Annotated in this window: 18 protein-coding genes; 3 read left to right on the top strand and 15 right to left on the bottom strand. The window is 44.9% G+C overall.

Features of this window, described 5'->3' with window-relative positions; genetic code table 11:
* Positions 1-31: 31 nt before the first annotated feature.
* The 4 genes from VP98_RS06770 to VP98_RS06785 form a co-directional block, all read right to left on the bottom strand.
* Positions 32-2017, bottom strand: a complete 1986-nt coding sequence (locus VP98_RS06770) for an S-layer homology domain-containing protein (RefSeq protein WP_046174564.1) — start codon at positions 2015-2017, stop codon at positions 32-34.
* 110 nt (positions 2018-2127) lie between these two features.
* Entirely contained in the window at positions 2128-3132 is a 1005-nt protein-coding gene (locus tag VP98_RS06775) for a C40 family peptidase (RefSeq protein WP_052712165.1), read from the bottom strand.
* 350 nt (positions 3133-3482) lie between these two features.
* Positions 3483-5417, bottom strand: a complete 1935-nt coding sequence (locus VP98_RS06780; protein ID WP_052712166.1) for a S8 family peptidase — start codon at positions 5415-5417, stop codon at positions 3483-3485.
* A 97-nt stretch (positions 5418-5514) separates the two neighbouring features.
* On the bottom strand, positions 5515-6936 hold the full coding sequence (locus tag VP98_RS06785) for an N-acetylmuramoyl-L-alanine amidase (protein WP_231584134.1): 1422 nt from the start codon (positions 6934-6936) through the stop codon (positions 5515-5517).
* 248 nt (positions 6937-7184) lie between these two features.
* Here VP98_RS06785 and VP98_RS06790 point away from each other — a divergent pair, with 248 nt between their 5' ends.
* The gene (locus VP98_RS06790) at positions 7185-8486 is read left to right on the top strand and encodes a hypothetical protein (protein WP_046174567.1); all 1302 of its coding nucleotides are present in this window, start codon (positions 7185-7187) and stop codon (positions 8484-8486) included.
* Positions 8479-11229, top strand: a complete 2751-nt coding sequence (locus VP98_RS06795) for a DEAD/DEAH box helicase (RefSeq protein ID WP_046174568.1) — start codon at positions 8479-8481, stop codon at positions 11227-11229. Before VP98_RS06790 ends, VP98_RS06795 begins: the two co-directional genes overlap by 8 nt.
* 152 nt (positions 11230-11381) lie before the next feature.
* Here the strand turns inward: VP98_RS06795 and VP98_RS19325 are convergent, their stop codons facing one another.
* Positions 11382-11513: a hypothetical protein gene (locus tag VP98_RS19325; RefSeq protein ID WP_269431497.1), complete on the bottom strand. Its 132-nt coding sequence runs from the start codon at positions 11511-11513 to the stop codon at positions 11382-11384.
* Between the two features lie 10 nt (positions 11514-11523).
* Positions 11524-11988 carry a single-stranded DNA-binding protein gene (locus tag VP98_RS06800; protein WP_331428134.1) on the bottom strand — a complete coding sequence of 155 codons (465 nt, stop codon included), beginning with the start codon at positions 11986-11988 and terminating at the stop codon, positions 11524-11526.
* A 132-nt stretch (positions 11989-12120) separates the two neighbouring features.
* On the opposite strand from VP98_RS06800, the gene VP98_RS06805 reads away from it, so the two are divergent.
* Positions 12121-12540 (top strand): YwpF family protein, encoded by a 420-nt coding sequence (locus VP98_RS06805; protein ID WP_046174569.1) that lies wholly within the window; start codon positions 12121-12123, stop codon positions 12538-12540.
* A gap of 204 nt (positions 12541-12744) precedes the next feature.
* Here the strand turns inward: VP98_RS06805 and VP98_RS06810 are convergent, their stop codons facing one another.
* The 9 genes from VP98_RS06810 to VP98_RS06850 form a co-directional block, all read right to left on the bottom strand.
* Positions 12745-13149: a hypothetical protein gene (locus VP98_RS06810; RefSeq protein WP_046174701.1), complete on the bottom strand. Its 405-nt coding sequence runs from the start codon at positions 13147-13149 to the stop codon at positions 12745-12747.
* A 144-nt stretch (positions 13150-13293) separates the two neighbouring features.
* Positions 13294-13614: a hypothetical protein gene (locus VP98_RS06815; protein WP_046174570.1), complete on the bottom strand. Its 321-nt coding sequence runs from the start codon at positions 13612-13614 to the stop codon at positions 13294-13296.
* An 867-nt stretch (positions 13615-14481) separates the two neighbouring features.
* Positions 14482-14901: a 3-hydroxyacyl-ACP dehydratase FabZ gene (fabZ, locus tag VP98_RS06820; protein WP_046174571.1), complete on the bottom strand. Its 420-nt coding sequence runs from the start codon at positions 14899-14901 to the stop codon at positions 14482-14484.
* A gap of 13 nt (positions 14902-14914) precedes the next feature.
* Complete coding sequence (locus VP98_RS06825; RefSeq protein WP_046174572.1) at positions 14915-15118, bottom strand: DNA-directed RNA polymerase subunit beta; 204 nt, start codon at positions 15116-15118, stop codon at positions 14915-14917.
* 15 nt (positions 15119-15133) lie between these two features.
* Entirely contained in the window at positions 15134-15922 is a 789-nt protein-coding gene (locus VP98_RS06830; RefSeq protein ID WP_046174573.1) for a flagellar hook-basal body protein, read from the bottom strand.
* A 13-nt stretch (positions 15923-15935) separates the two neighbouring features.
* Entirely contained in the window at positions 15936-16736 is an 801-nt protein-coding gene (locus VP98_RS06835; protein WP_046174702.1) for a flagellar hook-basal body protein, read from the bottom strand.
* A 303-nt stretch (positions 16737-17039) separates the two neighbouring features.
* Positions 17040-18050 carry a rod shape-determining protein gene (gene mreB / locus VP98_RS06840; RefSeq protein WP_046174574.1) on the bottom strand — a complete coding sequence of 337 codons (1011 nt, stop codon included), beginning with the start codon at positions 18048-18050 and terminating at the stop codon, positions 17040-17042.
* A 207-nt stretch (positions 18051-18257) separates the two neighbouring features.
* The gene (spoIIID, locus tag VP98_RS06845) at positions 18258-18509 is read right to left on the bottom strand and encodes a sporulation transcriptional regulator SpoIIID (RefSeq protein ID WP_046174575.1); all 252 of its coding nucleotides are present in this window, start codon (positions 18507-18509) and stop codon (positions 18258-18260) included.
* A 121-nt stretch (positions 18510-18630) separates the two neighbouring features.
* A complete protein-coding gene (locus tag VP98_RS06850; RefSeq protein WP_197076566.1) occupies positions 18631-19188 on the bottom strand; it encodes a M23 family metallopeptidase in 558 nt (185 codons plus the stop codon).
* Positions 19189-19296 lie beyond the last annotated feature (108 nt).

A 19296-nucleotide genomic window follows, 5' to 3' on the forward strand; every position in this document is an offset into this window, starting at 1 on the left:
CCGCTCTGGCCAGAGCGGGTTTTTTCTTTTATTAAGGCAGCGTTAGTATATTTACATAGTTGCTGTGAATATAGCCTTCTTTTGTAGACAGGTTGTCTGAAAGAACTTTATGCCATGTGCCCTGCTGAGAAATGGTCACAGGCATTCTGTTTAAGCTGTAGGTGAACTGAATAGCAGCTGTGCTGCTTGCTGCGCTTCTTACATTTAAGTCCGGCGCATTTGTAAAGCCAATAGAATATTTCTTATAATCTTTTCCGCCAAGCGCCTTGTCAATACGGTACATATGGCCGGCTACTTTGGCTCCCCAGTTTGGATCTGACGCATATTTAACATTTAATCCGTTTGCTTTTGTACCCGGTGCCGCTCCATATGCGCGCCATGTGTTTGGCATTAAGTAGCCGCCGCGCCAGTCCTTTGTTCCATTTAAGTAATCATTGGCTAAATGGTAGACGCCTTCTTCTACTGTTTTAAAGGAAGTTCCGGACGACGGTGAACTGTCGTAGACGGCAATGCCAAATAAGTTGTTATTAGTAAGTGCATGATTGCTGATGCCGTAGTCACTTTCATGAATAGCCATTGCTAATATAAGCAGTGCATTAACACGAGTCTCTGCTTCTACTTTTTTCAAAGTCGCGCCAAGGCCAATCAGCTTGCTTTTCTTTGTGATATCTTTGTATTTTGCCAGACCGAGAGACTCTCTTTCTGCCAATGTATCAATAATAAACTTGTCCAGCTCAGCTGCCGTATAGGAGGTCGCTGCACGTGCGGATAAGTACTGGAAGTATTGATAAGCCCGCCCGGCAAGAGTACCTTCTTCATTATAAAAAGCGAAGCCGTCCCAGCTGTAGTATTTCGTCCCGGCTTTCATAAATGATGGAGCTTTCCCAAGCGTATAAGAAGCATATTTATCAGTTTCTACCTGGTAGATGCTGTGAACAAGCTCTCCACCGCTGTTTTGGTAATAGCCGCGGCCTTTCGCTCCTTCAAACGGTACCATCAGGGCATCCGACGGCTTCATATAATAGGTTTCGCCGCCCAGGTAAACCTGTACGTATTGATCCGTTGAAGTAACATATTTTACTTCCGCTGTGGTATACGCAAACGTGGCTGCTGTCATAGAGTTGCCGGTTACATAGGTTTTATTATTCTTCAATTCGGGATCTGTATACAAATTAACCGTTCCGCCTGAACCGGTAAGCGGTCTTGTGAACACGACGCCGCTATTGTCTTTCATTTTAATAATCCGGCCGTTATGAAGCAGCAGCTCTGCTCCGCTGTTTGCCATAGCGTTTTTGGCCTGTTCATATGTTTCATAAGAAAACCATGCTGTTGTTATTTTTCCAGAAGCATCAATATTCGCTGTCTGGTATGGACGAAGCGGCGGCTCGATTTCTTCCGGAACCACTCCGTTTGCAACGAGCAGGCGGTAAACAAAGGCCGCTGCCTGGTCGCGTCTTGCGGTCGCAAACGGCTCAAATGTATCACTTGAAGTGCCTTTAATAATATTTAAGCTGACGCTTTTGCCAATTGCTGTTTTGTAGCTGCTGCTTAACGTTGAGATATCTGTAAAAGAAGGATCTGTGTAAGCCGCATCAATTTTCAGATAGGTAATCGCATTGCTGATCATCATCGCCATATCCTTGCGGGTAATCGTTTCTTTCGGCATAAATCTTCCATCCGACGTCCCATTCACAATTTTCGCTGCGGCTGCTGCTTGAATATATGGCGCGAGCGACGTTTTTTCAGATGTGGCGTCACTAAAAACAGCCGGACCTTCCGGAAGATTCAGAGCACGCGCTAAAAAGGTAGCAAACTCTTCACGGGTAACATTTCTTGAAGGGCCATAAATACCATTCCCGTATCCCCCCATAATGCCTGCATTGATAATCGCCCTAATCTCTTTTTCTAACGTGATGCCCGTGACATCGTCTTTTATTTCTTCTGCCTTTCCGTTTAAAGGCTGAAAAAGTGGGAATAGTAAAAGAAATGCCATCATAATTGAAACTGCTTTTTTCATCTAAGACTAAACTCCTTTCGATTCTGGTGGCATAATACACACTCATTTTCCATTATATCGTAAAAAAGAGCCCCGGAAGTGGGAATTCCGAGACTCTTGTAACTTTTTTCTTATTTTGCCGCATTATAGATGGCAACGGCGAACGCTTCACGCGTAGCATCTTTCGTTCCGTTGTATCTCGTGCCGGCATAATAGCCTGTACGGTCTGATGAGGCAATGGCGATAATGCCGTCATATGCCCAGTGTGTTGAACGGATATCTGTATATTTTACAGAAGCGGCTGCTGATTGAGTTGGCGCAAGGTTAAACGCCCGCTTAATAATGCTGGCCATTTCGTCACGCGTCATATAAGCGCCTGCTTTAAATGTTCCGTCAGAAAAGCCGTTAATGATGCCGGCTTCTTTCATTGCTGCGATATCTTCTGCAAACTGGTAGGATGCTCCTACATCGCGGAAATGCGAGATTTGATTTGGCGTGATGCCAAGAACCCGGTTAATAATTGCCGCTGCCTGTCCGCGTGTTACATTTGCGTCAGGGCGGAATTGAAGATTATCAAAACCAGCAATAACCTCTTTTTCTGTTAATGACTTAATTGCCGCGTATGAAACATCAGATTTCGCTACATCGACAAACCAATCCTGGTCTGTGATCACGCGTTTTGCACCCGCGTATTTAGGACCCCAGTATGAGTTATTCATTGATACAAGGGCGATACCGCTGCTTGAAGTTGCATTTAATACCATGTTTCCGCCTGCATATACACCGACATGCGAGATGCCTTTTTTATAGGTATTTGCATAGAAAATCAGGTCCCCTGGCTGAAGATCACTTTTCGATACTGCTTTGCCGACATTATATTGCTGCTCGGCTGTGCGCGGCAGTGAAATACCTGCTGCATGTTTAAAAATATATTGTGTAAATCCTGAACAATCGAACCCTCTAGGCGTTGTTCCACCAAAGACATAAGGAACTCCCATAAACTTTTTGCCATATGCCGTAACAACTTCGCCAACCGTTGTCGATGCTGCTTCTGTTTTATTGGAAACAAGCGGTGATAGTGTTACAAGCATAAGAGTCGCAATCAGTGCTGCGACGATTTTCTTACAGCTTTTCAACATAAACCTCCTAAAAGCTCTCACTTGTTTTTTTTCTCTCTATTTCTAATAAATTCATTTTAACAAATACAAACATTAAATAGTTTTACGTTTGCATTACATTAAAGAGTCATATTGTTACAGGATAAAGCTTGATTTTACGGGATTTTTTTGCTTTTTTTCAAAAAAAATAAGCCGAAAGTCTATAAAACTACCGAAAAGAAACATAAATGAAATAGTACTAAATTTTCAAACTATTTTATTTTCGTAAAATTACTCCAAAAAAAATGGCTTCTTTAATAAATATGTAGTTCAAATAAAAGGGAAAAACTACATATTTATTAAAGATAGCCAAAAAAGAAATAACTCTTTTATCTCATTTCTTTATTTATTGTTAAGGACAAAAACTTGGCAAATTCAGCACGGGTAATTTTTGCTCCAGGCCGGAACGTATTATCGGCAAAGCCGGACACAATCTTAGCATTCAGCATACCATTAATATACTGATAGCCTGTTACGTTTGTGCTGATGTCTTTCAAGGTAGAAACTGTGCTTGTTTCTACCTTATAGGCTTTGGCAACAAGAATAGCCATTTCCGCCCGGGATACTTCATCATATGGGTGGAAGGTTTTATCAGAAAAACCGGTGATGATCCCGTTTTTCGCCAGCTGTTCTATATAGCCCGATGCAAGAACCTGGTCAGTTACATCAGCAAAACGTGTGGCTCGCGGCGTTCCGTCATAGCCAAGCGCCTTGCCGATTAAAATAGCCGCTTCGCCGCGCGTAATTTTGCTTGTGGGGCGGATTTCGTTGTTTTGGTAGCCCTGCAAAATTTTCTCGTGATACAAATAAACGATAAACCGGTTATACCAGATAGACGAAGATAAGTCGGAAAGTACGGGTCCCGCATTGGCCACAACCGGCATAGACAGCGGCCGGTCTGCAGCGGCCCCGCTCTTCACTGGATAAAAGTGATAGGAAATAGATCCTTTCGATGCATAATCCGTAAATTGAGCAGCCGTTGCCCCTTTCTTAATCCGTTCTTCTCCTCTATAAACATCATACGATTCCCCTTTTTCTAAAAGCTGGGCCGTATTAAAGGTAATCTTTCCTCTTCCGTCCGTTGTGTAAGGCAGCTTTGCTTCTCCTGCAGCAGAGTATAGGTCTGGCTGCACCAGCCCGTAACCAAAGATGGAGTCTCTTCCGGCCGCGCCAAGGTCCGAGGCATTCGACTGAAGAAGCTTCCGTATTTGAACATTTGTCATCTCCGGATACTTTTCTATATAAAGAGCAGCCATACTCGCCACATAAGGAGCAGCCATTGATGTGCCTGTCGATTCTTCATAGCCGGATAGCGAAATGTCCAGAGGATAAGTACTGTAAATGCCTACGCCCGGCGCCGCCAGTTCCACTTCTTTTCCCGCTGCAGAAAGCGGATCGATGTTTTTAGCTGCATCAATGGACGAAACCCCGATGACACTATCGTATTTGGCCGGGAATTGAACAGTAGACCCTGAAGCTGCAGCCGGCGGGCCGTTATTGCCCGCAGCCGCTACAATTAAAATGCCGGCGTCATATGCTTTGGTAAGCATTGCTTTAAGTGCGCTGTCATGATCAGGAGTCGTAATACTGATATTTAAAATATCCAGCTTATTTTGAATGCTGTAATCGATCCCTTTCAGCATAGTGCTTGTTGTGCCCAGCCCTCTGCTGTCCAGGACTTTGATGGAATACAGTGTAGCATTCGGCGCAATTCCAACCGTGCCGATTGAATTATTGTTTGCAGCAATAATTCCGGCCACATGGGTGCCGTGGCCAAAATCATCATTGTAACCTGAAATGCAGGCAGAAGGATCCAGATCTTTCATTAAACAAACTCCGCCGGCTACTCTTCCTTTTAAATCGGGATGTGTTGTATCAATACCTGAATCTAAAATACCGATTTTCACACCTTTTCCTGTTAAAGAAGAAGGAATACGTTTTTCAGCGCCGACCAGTTTATAGCTATAAGGAATTTTCTGGGCCGACGATTCTACTTTTGTATCGTATTCGATGGAGTTTACATTGGGTGAGTCCGCTAAAAGCTGTTTTTGTTCTTCTGTCACATTCACGACCGCAGCCGGAATGGATTCATAAAAATGGTCTATCGACTGGGTATGCTGCTCCAGCAGCCCGCTGTCAACCGTTTGATCAAACAAAATGACTGCCGGCTCCCCTGTTTCTGTGTTTGCAAGTGATATAGACGGGGTACAGGCAATGAAGAAAAGGACAGCGATGCAAAATAGTCCGTGTTTAATAATAGTCAATATCAGCACCTCGTTCTTTTGAAAATAAAAATAAAGAGAGGCCCTCGAAAGGATCCTCTCTTTATTGTATCGTTTCTAAGCAAAATATTCTATGTGATTATTTAGCTACATTATATAAAGAGTCTACTTCATAGCCTTTCGCTTTGTAATAATCAAGGATGCCATAGTAAATTGCTTTAGAAGCAGAAGTCAGCCAATAATCGGATGCAAGTTTTGCATTATCACTTTTATTTGTAATAAATCCAAGCTCCGCCAAAGCTGCTGGCATATTGTTTTCACGAAGAACAGAATAGTTGCCCGATTTTACGCCGCGGTTTTTCAAATTCCATGCGGTAATCATGCGATTTTGAATTTTCGTGGCAAGCAGCTTGCTGTCTGCTACATACGGATTGGTTGCAGCAGAATAATAAAATGTTTCTGTGCCGGATGCACTGGCTGAAGCCGCATTGGCATGAATGCTGACAAAGACGTCGCCGCCCTGGGCTTTCGCAAAGTTAGAACGGCCAATCAAGCTGATAAATGTATCAGTAGAACGCGTCATTTTTACGTTAAATGGTGTTTTCTTTAACAAATTATTCACTTTAAGACCTGTTGTAAGCACAACATCTTTTTCTCTTAAGTTAAAGCCAATGGCTCCTGGATCAGTGCCGCCGTGGCCCGGATCAATGATGATTGTCTGGCCGGCAAGGCGTGAATCCGCACTTTCCGTCGGGACAGCCGGCTTCGCAGCGGTTGTCCGCGTATAAGCTGTGGCGACAAATCCTGTTGTACTGCCTGTTTTAATATAGGTCCAGCCGCCAACGGAATGAGCCGCTGACACCTGCTGGTCTTCACTCAGCTTGCCAATAGAAGCATATGCTGTAGAAGGTCCTTTGCGAATGTTCAGGTTCGGCGCATTCGACCAGATTGATTTTGAAAAGCCTGCAGAGTCCTTGGTGCGGAACTCCGGATTAATCGCACGCGCTAAAAAGACAGCGAAATCAGCCCGCTTAATCAGATAGGAAGCACCGAATGAACCATTGCCCATTCCGTCCGCTACCCCGCGATCCATTAACGCTTTTGCTGCGCCGGATGCTGTTCCTCCGTATGAATACTCAAATGCATTGGCAATCATAATCGCCATTTCGCCGCGCGTAATGGCTTTGTTTGGATAAAAATTTCCCTGGCTTACGCCGGATAGATAACCGAGAATAATTCCGGTATCTACTCCCGATTGTATATAACCTGCGGCTGTTGAGCTGCTGTCGACATCACGGAAAACCGTTTTTCTTGGTGTTCCGTTTAACTGCAGGGCGCGTCCGATAAAGATCGCGGCCTCCGCTCTTGTAATGGTCCGGTCCGAGTTGAAAATTGTTGTTGAAGAGCCTTTGGCAATGTTCCCGTCAGATAAATATGTCACTTCCTCTAAAGCACGTGCAGGCACATCAGTAAAACCCGCTGCGTGAGCAGGTGAATTTACATTAAAAAGAGGAATCATAACAAATAAAGCTATTAAACTATAAAACAACCTCTTCTTCACTAAATTGTCTCCTTTCTTAAAATTTACCACCTAAGTTTAGCATAGAAAATGTAATCTAAAAACCTCTCTTTTTTAATATATATCGACAAAACCGCTATTTTATTAGATTCATCCTAAAAATGTAATTTTTCTGTAACAGTTGTTATGATTGAGAAATAATAGAACTTATGTTCTTTTTTGTTGCATAAAAGGGACTGTTTCGTGCTATAATGAAGAAATCTTATAGAATCGAAAGGGTGCCATTTATTTTGACGAAGGCCAAATCGCTGATTAATGATTCATCTTCTTCGGAGCGGTTAAATTTGTTTTCTATTCCAGGGGTTATGAGGGCATCGGAGCTAAAGCCGGCTCCTTCGTCCAATATGTCTGCTGGCGACTGGAAAGAGTTCATGCTGTCTGCTTTTCGAAGCCGCCTGTCAGCTGAACAAATTGCAAAAGAACCGTACCAAACGGAATATATAGCGAAGGAGCTGTACCAGGCGCTTCTCAAAAAGGCACCCTCTGACCGGGAGTGGGCTGTTCTCTTTCGGTTATTTGCAGCGTTTTATTCATTTTCTGCTTTAGCTGAACAGCTGGACGAAGCGGATTTGTCCGTGGAAATATCCGAAAGAGCAGCTTATGATGTCCTTTTTTATTTTGCGGATGAAGCCTACGATGCCGCAAAAATAACAAGCAGTGCTCTTCCTTTTGCGTTTGAATCGTATATTGAACAATTGCGGATGGATACAGGACGCCTGCTGGGCTTTCCATTTAACCAATTCCCTGCAGCGCGTCTTGATGTGTACCGCCTGTTGTGGGATTCCCTTTTTATAAAAACAGAATGGCGCCTGGCGGAATTGGAGCGAATTACACCTGCAGCCGGCAGCAGCACTGTCCAGCACGCCGCCTTTCTTCATCAGCTTTATCTGCTCGGTGAAATGGAGCAATTCACGGCTAAATCGTTGGCCGCACCGGTCGAATTGTTTCCCTATTTCCTTCACTGGCTTCAAGACTCAAAACGATCTGACCGCTTTGTGCATGTGCTTCGCTCGGCAGCGTCTCTTGCTCATGACGGTCTTTTAACAATTGAAAATGAATACAGCCGGCGCCTGTTTGTGCGCCAGGTGATTCGGCTCGTCGAAGAAGACGATATATCCGAGCATGCTCCTTTGCTTGTAAAAGAGCTCTATACATCGCTGCTGCCATTCAGCTATGTGTCTCTTAGTTATTTTCTGCTTGAAAGAGGCGATTACGCTGAATGGGTTGACCTGCAAATGTTTATTGATGCCGATTTAACTGATCTGGACCGGGCCGGCTTAAAAAGTGCCATCAAGGAAGCACCCGAGCTCGCACTGCCGCTTCTCCATCACGGCATAGCTGCGTTTATTGCCGAACGAAACCGATCCTCTTATAAAAAAGCAGTGCGGTTTATCAAACGGATGCGGACCATTTATAAGAAATTAAAATGGACGGATGAATTTGACCGCTGGCTTCAATGGACTCTCAGTGAAAACAGGCGGCTTCGGGCGTTTCAGGAAGAATGCAGAAAAGGAGGGCTGCTGGATGATTAACCTGAAGATCATTCATCTTGCCACACAATTTGAACAGGGGTTTTTCTTCTTACGGGCAATGGATGCAGACGGTGCACCATTGCCTTTTGATTCGTGGACCCGCCTTTTATTTGGCGGCCACTCAGAAAGCTTTTATGGAACAAACTTGACATTTACCGATTTTGCCGGTGAGCCGGCTGTACGGCTGACACCTTTTGAGTGGGCCTCCCTTTTTAAAGCGGAGCATTTTAACCGTTTTGCCCGGTTTGAATGGGATGAAGCCGGGCATTTTAGCCTTGCGTGTGCACCGGTGCTTTATGAAGCTGCCTTTGAAGCCATGCCTGTTTTTTCAGAAGAAGGAATTCAATGGGCGGTTCCTGGGGATGTATATGAGGAATTCGCCGATGCATTCTGGCAGGAGCCGATTTTTAATGAAAGCCGCCGGGCATTTGCAGAGCGGATTTTCCCTTTCATCGCGGCAGAGGCGCATCCAAATCTTGCTTCTGTCATGGATTCAGCTGGCGCCGGACTGCTGACGCCGGAAGAGCTAAACCGCTACTTTGATCCCGAGCGCCTTCGTGCTTATCTTTCAGCCAGAGAAGCTGACGTTTATGAAGCGGGCCTCCGCTTATCCGAGCCCGAGGCGGAGGATGACAGCTGGATGCTTGAAGCGATTTTGCTGCGCCGGAAGCCGTCTGAAAAAGTATACGAGCTGGAGAAAAAGCTTCCCAAATCGGCTGAGCCGTTTGTTTCTGCTGCCCGGGAAGAAATGAACCGCTGGCTCCGGCTTTTTCCGGAGCTTAATGATCAGGGCGGGTTAAAGCGATTTTTAACTGAGGAAGAAGCTATTGCTTTTTTAACAGACCGTGGTGAAAAATTGACGGCACTTGGCATTCCAGTGCTCCTTCCGCCCTGGTGGGAATCGGTTCGTTCGGCAGCTGTATCCGTTTCTGCAGATGTGCGGGATGGAAACCGGCAGTCTTTTGTCGGCATGAATGCCATTTTGGACTTTGATTTTAAAGTGGCCCTTGGCGGAGCAGAAATAACCGAAGAAGAATTTTTGGCGCTTGCTGATGCAGGCTCCCGTCTCGTAAAAGCAAATGGCCGCTGGGTCCACCTTGATCCGGAAGTGATTAAAAAAATTAAAAACCTGATGGAAAAAGCAAAGCAGGAAGGAATGACAGTGATCGATGTGCTGAATCAGGAGTTTGCCAGCCCCGAGGATGAAGCACGTGTACACATCCGGCTGAATAGATCTCTTCAGGCAATGATCGACCGTTTAAAAAGTGGCGCGGATATTCCGCTTCTCCAGCCGCCGGACAAGCTTCACGGCAGCCTGCGCCCTTATCAGCTGGCGGGGATGAGCTGGCTGTTATTTTTGCGGGAGTGCGGCTTCGGAGCCTGCCTTGCTGATGATATGGGTCTTGGAAAAACGATCCAGCTTATTTCTTATTTGCTGTATGTAGAAAAAAAAGAACGCCCTGAAACACCGGCTCTTATTATTTGTCCGACATCCGTTCTTGGCAACTGGCAGCGCGAGCTTGCTTCTTTTGCCCCAGATCTGTCGGTTATGCTGTATTATGGAAAAGACCGCCCGCGCGGCGATGCTTTCTTAAAAGAAATTTCACATGCCGATGTTGTGTTAACTACTTACGGGCTTGTTCATTCGGATTTTGAAACACTGCAAAAAGTCGAATGGAGTACCGCTGCCTTAGATGAGGCACAAAACATAAAAAATGCAGGTACAAAGCAGTCACGCGCTGTACGGAAACTAAACAGCCGCCATGCGATTGCCCTGACTGGAACGCCGATGGAAAACCGCCTGTCCGAGCTCTGGACGATATTTGACTTTACAAATCACGGCTGGCTCGGTTCACTTGCCCAATTTCAAAAAACATACATGGCGCCTATTGAAAAAGAACATAATGCTGAACGTGTTGCTGCTCTTCAGGCTAAAATCCGCCCCTTTTTGCTGCGGCGGACAAAAACGGATCCTGAAGCGGCTCTCGGCCTGCCGGATAAGGTTGAACAAAAGGAATACTGTCCTCTTTCTAAAGAGCAGGCCGTTTTATATGAACAGGCTGTCCGCGGAACGATGGAGCAAATTGGCCAGTTGTCTTCTTTTGAACGGCGCGGCCTTATTCTCCGGCTTTTAAATGAATTAAAGCAGTTATGCAGCCACCCGGCTCTTTATTTAAAAGAAGATGACCCTGCTGAAGTACGGGAGCGCTCGTCAAAAATGGATAAGCTGCTCGAGCTGGCGGGGAATATTGTCGACCAAAACGAAGCATGCTTGATCTTTACACAATATATCGGCATGGGAGAAATGATTCAGCGTGAGCTGGCGGAGGAGTTCGGTATTCATGTTCCATTTTTAAACGGCTCTACGCCGAAGCAGGAACGCGACAGACTTGTCACACAGTTCCAAAACGGAGAATTCCCTTTCTTTTTGCTTTCGCTAAAAGCCGGCGGCACTGGCCTTAATTTAACAGCAGCCAACCATGTTATCCACTACGACCGCTGGTGGAATCCGGCTGTTGAAAATCAGGCGACAGACCGCGCTTACCGTATTGGCCAGAGCCGGTTTGTTCATGTCCATAAATTTATTACAACGGGGACGATTGAAGAAAAAATAGATGGGATGATTGAAGCGAAACAGGCAGCCAGCAGTGAGATTATTCAAAGCGGCGCATTTATCGCTGACATGAGTAATCAGGAGCTGGCAGAGCTGTTTACGTTAGATAAAAGCTCCGCCTCGCACTAGGGGAGAGCAGGACGGAGCGGCGGCTGGCGCCATTACGAGGATAAAAGAGGAAATTCGCAGCCGGCTTCAGGCCGGCTGTCCAGACTGTTGATAAACGCCCGCTCCCGGCATTACCCGCCAGATGGCCAGAGGCGCCAGGCGGGCGTTATCAATCAGACTGCTTTTTTACTTGCCATTTTCTTTTCCAATTTCTCAATTCGTTCTTCAAGCTGATAAATGACAGATTTTGCTTTGCCAAGCTGAAAAATCATATCTTCAATAACGCGTTCAACTCGTTCCCTCATACACTCACTCCTAAATTAACGGTACCGTCTGAATAGTTCCAGGCTGTTCTTTTGGTTCGAACTCGGATTGTTTTTTGCTTAGAAAACGCATTGTCTGAACAAGTACTTCCGTTACATAAGTCGTTTTTCCAGCCGGGTCTTTATAACTTCTGGTTTGAATCATGCCCGTTACTGCAACAAGTGATCCTTTTTCGCTGTACTTTACCGCTGCTTCTGCCAAGCGCCCCCAGACTGTACAGTAAATAAAGTCTGTGTCTGTCTCGCCTTTCGCGTTGCGGTATGGCCTGCTGACCGCTACTGTTGTTTGTAGTAGCGGTGTACCATCAGCCGTATGCTTGACTTCTGGATGCTTCGTCAGCCTGCCAATAAGTGTTACCTGGTTAATCAGCTTGCTTCCCTCCCTCCATCTGAATGAATTCATCATAAAAGAAATAAGATTTATAAACAATTCGCGCTTTTTATGGTTTTTCTCCATTTTTCCTATTAAAAATGGGAATTTTAAAAATAATCAGATAATGAAATCTTATTTTTCTGGACAAAAAATGATTTTTCACTTAATTACTGATATACTTTTTTGTAAATCGCTTTCGGAGAGGAGAATGGTTCGTTGAAAACCTTTAAAGTCGCCGCATTTTTTATTGAAAAAAATGAACAGCTGATTTCAATTCCACTCCAGGACGGCTTGATTATTAATCGGGAAGATGAGCAGCAATCCTGGCTCATTGAATTATTTTTAACGGAAGAAGGTGTACAGACTGTACAATCTTTTGAACAGGATAAACAGCTTGCTGTCCGCATTGCCATTTCTCATCGGGGAAATGACCCGGCGAGGTTCTATGCTGCTATTCGTTCTTTTCAGACGCTTCGAGAAGGCACCAGTGTCCTATTTGATGCACAGCTGCGCCAGATGCGAAATGAATATGCAAAGCAGCTTCTTCACTCTCTGGTGGAGGAGGGGCTGGAGGGCGAGCAGCTGGTCACTGCCTTTTCTGAAGCCATCCGCAAGCCATTAAAATCAGAAAGTTAAAAAAACGCTCCCCGCTAATGGAGAACGTTTTTTAATGGATAATACTTGAGTGCAAACCGTCATGACCCGTTACGATTGTTTGCTGGAGCATTTCGATAATATAATGGATATCCTGCTTTGTATAATTCCGCACCGGCATATCCTCATCATATAACTGGGCGTACAGAAGTGAAGCGAGAGCTAAATCCTGCTCACTGGCAGGGCTCAGTTCCTCGGCTTTTTTTTTTCGTATTCGGTTAAAAAATCGATATAAAAACGCGCTTCCGCTTTACACGAAAAGTCATAATCTGTCCCTAGTTTTTCCTGGAGCGCATTAACTGTTTCAATTTGTTCCTCTGTCGGTTCTTCTGCTAAAACCTTCGCAACGACCTGGTTGATTTTCCCGGCCAATTCTGTATGAAATTGCGGATCATTTCTCATAGTGTCCGGCACACTGCTGTACCATGAGGCATTTTTTTGAATATAACGCTGCCATTCCTTCATGAAATCTGCAGGGCTGTACATATCCTCATCCCACATAATATTAGCCATATATTGTTCAAACGCTGTCGTAATTGAACGGGTAATACTAATTTTAACACCTTGTGATAAACCATTTAATATTGACATTGCCAACAGGTACCTCCTGGAAATAGCCTCATTGACTTCTCTAAAATAATAACTCTTATACTCTATCATACTTTTGAACCGGTGACAAAATTTTTTCTATAATAAAAAAGCATCGAGGCGATCAAACAACCTGATGCTTTTCAATTATTGATTTAAGTTTTCAGGATCTTCCTCTTTATCCGGCCGGTTTTCATCATTTGTTTCTTCCTGGTTTTCCATTACATCTTCTTCAGGGGTATTTTCATCAATCACGTCTCCATCGGTGCCCAAATCGTCATTTTCCTCCTGTATCGACTCCTGATCCGTTTCTTCTTCCATCATAGTGTCGTTGTTTTCTTCCTGTGTATCCTCTTCCAGTACCGGCTCTTCAGCTGGCTGTTCTTCCTCGTTTCCACCGCCGCAGCCTGCTAAGAGCATAACTGAAAGCATTGAACCGCCCGCCAATTTCCATAGCTTCTCCTTCATTTAGAAAGCCCCTTTCATCCATTTTCGTAATCAGATGCTTACCTGCTGTATTGTTTCCCTCATTTGGTTAAAATACCCGCTTTTTTTATAAAAAGAGCCCCATTCTTTTTATCGATGCGGAAAAATATAATTTAGATAAGTTGAATTAAGCTTTTTTCACTGGCCGTTTGAGATCATATAGGGATCCCTTTTCAAAAGCAATATGGCTGTTTTGCATTTAATTTTGTTGATTCAAAAAAGACTGGCGGCAAAGCCGACAGTCTCAGACTGTAAACAAATGATTATCGACAACTGCACATATGAACAGGCTGGATCAGCGGCGTCCGGGAAAGCGCCTGTGGGATCTTTTTAAAAAACGAGAGACTTTGTTTACTCACTATTGAAATAAGCAACTGCCTGTCTCTTCTCCAGGTTACACCCCCCTCATTTGTAAACGTGTGGGTCTGGATGGATACTGTACTTACCCAGCCGTAGAAGAGACGGCATCTGCAGAGAGGGAAAATCAGCTGAAAAATCCAGCTGGTTCCCTTTTGCTAACGGGAAATAAAAAAGACAAACATGTTTGTCATGTTTGTCTTTTTAGAAAAACAACGGGCGGAGGGCTGCCGGCGGAGACTTCCGTGGGACGAGTGGGCGGGTGAAACAGACGGCGCAGCGTGCCGGGTGGTTCACCGTTCGCCCCACAGAAAAGCGCGGCCGGCAGATCGCAAGCCCCTGACTCTGCTTTTGGAAGAAAGAAACCCATTTCCATCTGCTAAAAAGAGAGCCACTTTAGCCCAAAACAGAATTTCTTCTTGGTGCCTCTGTCTTTTCCATACTGCGAGGCAATGCTTAAAACTAGCTAAGCATTGCCTTTTTCATTTTATTCTATTCCAGTGCAAACATTAAGTCTGCTTCACATACGAGCTCGCCTTCAACGGTTGCAACTGCCTTTGCTTTTCCGATTGAACCGCGCAGACGGGTCATTTCAACTTCAAGGCGAAGCTGGTCACCCGGAACCACCTGTCTTTTAAAGCGACAGTTATCAATTCCTGCAAAGAAAGCGAGGCGCCCTTTGTTTTCTTCTTTCTTGAGCATGGCCACTGCACCAACCTGTGCCAGCGCTTCTACAATTAAAACACCCGGCATAACCGGATAATCTGGAAAATGGCCATTAAAAAATTCTTCATTGGCTGTTACATTTTTAATGCCGACCGACCGCTTGCCTTCTTCCACTTCGAGAATTCGATCTACGAGCAGAAAAGGATAACGGTGCGGGATGGTTTCTTTTATTTCACGAATATCCATATTGACACCCACCTTAAAAAAGACTATTTACGACTACTTCATACAATTGAATCCATGTGTCCAGTTTAAATACATCTATCGGATCTCCTTGACCGATAACGCTGTATCCGATCAATGCACCGATTATGGCTGTCAGGACAATGAAAATTAATGAGAGCATAAATCTGCCGAGGGGGGTGAGGCGGGTTTCTTTTCTCCGCTTCCTTTCATGAGCCACTGCTATCCTTCCCCTCTATCTGACCCCATTAATTAAGCCAAGCATTTGATCTGCAATCGAAATTGCCTTCGATTGAAACTGGTAAGCACGCTGTGTGACCATTAGATCACTCATTTCTTTTGAAAAATCAACGTTCGACATTTCCAGGGCTCCCGCTTGCAGGCCCGCTTCCTGCCGTTCTGCTGCATTCAAGTTACGTAAAATCTGATTTTCGGCTGTTGGCGGATTTTCCGGCAGCGCAAACATAGTTGCAGAAGACCGCTCTAAAAATTGCGGTTTGTCCACTTCCACAAGGCCAATAAGGCCGGATGCCTGCTCCTCCATCTCCTCTGGCGCCAGAACAATCGGGTTATCATTTTCATCAAGTACCGGATAACCTTCTGATGTAACAAGCATAACATTGTTACCGCCCGCAGGAGTCACGGAAAAAGAGCCATTACGCGTATAATTCACACTGCTTCTGCCCTGTTCATCCTGGACAAGAACTTTAAAAAACTGATTGGGCTTTGATAATCCAAAGTCAAGTGTCCGCCCCGTTTGCTGCAGGGCGCCCTGCGTGCCGATCATCTGTGTCTGGGCCATCATTGCGCCAGCGCCAAGCCGGATGCCGGCCGGCGTCAATCTTCCCACCTCTTCATTCTCGCGGTACATATTAATAGCTTGCTGATGAATAAGGTCTGAAAACGTCGCCTCATTCCGTTTATACCCGACTGTGTTCATATTGGCAACATTGCCGCTCGTAACATCCATTTTCTTCTGAAGCTGTGACAGCGTATTGACCGAATTAATCATTGTTCTGTTCATGCTGCGCTCTCCTTTACGTTACACGTCCGATTTCGTTTGCTGCTTTTTCCATGCTTCGGTCATACGCCGTCAGCACTTTTTGATTCGCTTCAAAGGAACGATACGCTGCAAGCATATCAGTCATTGTCCGCGCCATATCTGTAGTTGAACCTTCTAAAGATGACTGTTGGACTGAAAATACGGCTTCGTCTGCTTCAAACGCATTTGGAAGTGCTGCCCCGTCAATACGGTACAGGCCGTCTCCTTCTTTAACCAGGTCATTTGGATTCTGGGCGTAAGCTACTCCGATTTGTGCAATAGCCTCGCCATTTTCTGTAATTTCTCCTGCCTCATTCACCTGGAACTGGTCAGACGTTAATTGAATGCGCTCGCCATTTGTATCCTGGACGTAAAAACCAGAAGCTGTTGTTAAATAGCCTTCGAGATCCAGCGTAAAATTCCCGTTTCGTGTGTAACGTGTTTCTCCCGATGCGTTTTGAACAGTAAAAAAGACGGATTCTCCCTGCAAAGCCAGGTCTGTTGAGAGGCCTGTTTCTCTCAGATCACCCTGCCGGAAATTCGGAATTGTTTCCTGTACATACACACCTGTATTTAAAGAGCCAATCTGCGGCTCTAAAGGCAAATTTAATTTATTTTCGACCGGTATAGAAGTTTCATCCATTCGCCGCAAGAGCATTTCTGGAAAAGCTCTTACACTTGTCTGGTCTGCTTTATAACCCGGTGTATTGGCATTTGACATATTGTTTGTTAAGATTTCAGTGCGTCGCTGATGCGCAATCATACCCGAAGCAGCTGTGTAAAACCCTTTGAACAACTTGTTCACCTCATTTTTAAGCATTTAATGCCATTCTTATTATACAATAGACCTTATCTGTATTAACAGAAAATAATGAGAAAACAGCCCAGAATGTGACAAAATAAATAGAGCTGCTTTTCCAAAGCAGCTCTGAGAGTGTAAATAAAGTTAGAAAGCAGGCTGATTGAAAACGTTTGACTCTTCAGGAACGCCGCCGGCTGGGAAGCGGAGTGACCTTTTGGGGGTATGAGCATTCCCAGCCGGCAAGTGACGCCGAAAGCAAGCGTTTGTCAACAGCCTAAGAACTTTATAAAATAGCTTTTATTTTAAAACCTTTCTTTTTTTGGAAGAAATTCTATCTATACTGTCAAGCATGCGGCCTGTTCCAATCGCTACACAGTCCATCGGGTTCTCTGCGATAAAAACCGGCACCTTCAGTTCATCTGCCATTAACTGATCAATACCGTGCAGGAGCGCTCCCCCTCCTGTCAGCATAACGCCCCGGTCAATAATGTCCGCTGACAGCTCAGGCGGCGTTTGCTCTAACACATTTTTAGAAGCCTGGACGATCTGGGCAACTGACTCGCGAAGTGCTTCTTCAATTTCAGCTGAATTGACAGTTAAAATACGCGGCAGGCCTGTCATAATATCACGGCCGCGGATTTCCATTTGTTCATTCCGCCCATCCGGATGCACCGTGCCGACATTTATTTTAATTGCTTCGGCCGTACGCTCTCCGATTAACAGCTTGTACTGCTTTTTCACATAGTTCATAATGTCCGCATCGAAGGTATTCCCGGCCACTTTAATGGATTCAGAAGTGACGATCGCTCCGAGTGATAAAACAGCTACATCTGTTGTGCCGCCGCCAATGTCGATAACCATATGGCCGCTTGGTTCAAAAATATCCATGCCGGCGCCAACTGCCGCCACCTTTGGTTCTTCTTCAAGATAAACCGTTTTCCCGCCGCTTTTTTCTGCTGCTTCCCGAATCGCTTTTTGTTCGACTGCTGTAATCTGTGTCGGACAGCAAATCAAAATGCGGGGCTTGGATAAAAATCCTTTTACATTTAATTTGTTAATAAAATGCTTCAGCATTGATTCTGTTACATCAAAATCCGCAATAACACCGTCACGAAGCGGACGGATAGCAACAATATTGCCTGGAGTCCGGCCAACCATCTGGTACGCTTCTTCTCCGACTGCGAGTACTTTATTTGTGGTGCGGTCCAAAGCCACTACGGAAGGCTCATTTAAAACAATTCCCTGGCCTTTTACATGAATTAAAACATTGGCAGTACCAAGATCAATTCCAATATCTCTAGATAACATTTTTTAATTCCCCCTGAATATTCTGTATCTATCTTTCATATAATGTTAGGTTTTCTGTTCCAAATACCTATTTTATCATATATGCAGGGAAGAATGGACTGTGAATACCCGTTTTTAACCATGAAAAAAGGACGCTCATGAACATTATGAGACGCCCTTTCCATTCTTGCTTTCGACTGGCACCTGGCATAAATAAAAGCGAGAAGCTCAGACTGGCCTTTTCCACTTTTGCCTGGTCGCTTCTCCTCCTCGAAGATGCCGGATCGATTTGTGATAATGCAAAATATTTTCGACGCGGGCAGATAGTTCTGGATTTACGTTCGGCAGCCGCTCAGTTAAATCCTTATGGACGGTGCTTTTTGAGATGCCAAATTCTTTGGCTATATCCCGGACGGTTTTGTTTGTTTCTACGATGTACTTGCCGGCCTTCAGCGCTCTTTCCTTGATGTATTCGCGCATGCACACGCCTCCTTCAGCGGAAACGGGATGAGCGGTATCGAATGGTGCGGCCACAGGTTTCATTGTATGAAAGTAGACCCATTTCTTTTTATTAACAATATGCGTATTGCCCGGGAAATATTCATTTCCATTCGCTGATGGCTTTTCCATAGAGCGCGGATGGATTTAATAATTCGCCATCTTTCGTTATCTCATAATGTACGTGGATGCCGGCTGACTCATTTAAAATGCTTCTTCCTGCTTCCCCGATTTTTTGCCCCTGACTGACTGTGTCGTCCTTTTTCACCGCAATATCCTCAACGGATTGGAACGTGCTGACTACTCCGTTTCCATGGTCAATTTCGATATAATTGCCCAGAAACGCGTCTTCTCTTACATCCTTTACCGTCCCCGAAAGTGGTGCTGAAACGGCAAATGTTTTTCCGTTTTCCAGAACGTAATCCACGCCTGTACTTTCGTAGTACGTATCATTAAATACAACAAGTGCTTCTTCCTGGTCTCCTGCTTCTGCTTTTGCATCATAAAAAGCTGTTTTCGCCACCGCTCCTTCAGCAGCCGGCATCATCATCTTTTCTTTTTCCGGTGTACCGCTTACTGTTTCTGCGGGCTGCTCCAATATGCCGCCTGCTTCTTCATCAGCCGGCTTCATTACTTCATAAAACATCAGACTCGAAATCAATAAAACAGCACAAGCCAGATAAATCGCAGGCAGAGCCCGTCTCTTCAGAAAGAAATCTTTCAATTTTGGGGGTAGTGTTTTTTTGCCGCCCTCTTTCATGGTTATCAC

Origin of the sequence: Domibacillus indicus (genome assembly GCF_000970685.1) — a bacterium.
Taxonomy (GTDB): Bacteria; Bacillota; Bacilli; order Bacillales; family Domibacillaceae; genus Domibacillus; species Domibacillus indicus.

Bases quoted from the DNA above. Each gene is read 5' to 3' on its own strand.
- VP98_RS06770 (WP_046174564.1), bottom strand. From the start codon at position 2,017: ATGAAAAAAGCAGTTTCAATTATGATGGCATTTCTTTTACTATTCCCA.
- VP98_RS06815 (WP_046174570.1), bottom strand. From the start codon at position 13,614: ATGAAGGAGAAGCTATGGAAATTGGCGGGCGGTTCAATGCTTTCAGTT.
- fabZ (WP_046174571.1), bottom strand. From the start codon at position 14,901: ATGGATATTCGTGAAATAAAAGAAACCATCCCGCACCGTTATCCTTTT.
- VP98_RS06830 (WP_046174573.1), bottom strand. From the start codon at position 15,922: ATGAACAGAACAATGATTAATTCGGTCAATACGCTGTCACAGCTTCAG.
- VP98_RS19325 (WP_269431497.1), bottom strand. From the start codon at position 11,513: ATGAGGGAACGAGTTGAACGCGTTATTGAAGATATGATTTTTCAGCTT.
- VP98_RS06800 (WP_331428134.1), bottom strand. From the start codon at position 11,988: ATGGAGAAAAACCATAAAAAGCGCGAATTGTTTATAAATCTTATTTCT.
- mreB (WP_046174574.1), bottom strand. From the start codon at position 18,050: ATGTTATCTAGAGATATTGGAATTGATCTTGGTACTGCCAATGTTTTA.
- VP98_RS06795 (WP_046174568.1), top strand. From the start codon at position 8,479: ATGATTAACCTGAAGATCATTCATCTTGCCACACAATTTGAACAGGGG.
- VP98_RS06810 (WP_046174701.1), bottom strand. From the start codon at position 13,149: ATGTCAATATTAAATGGTTTATCACAAGGTGTTAAAATTAGTATTACC.
- spoIIID (WP_046174575.1), bottom strand. From the start codon at position 18,509: ATGCGCGAATACATCAAGGAAAGAGCGCTGAAGGCCGGCAAGTACATC.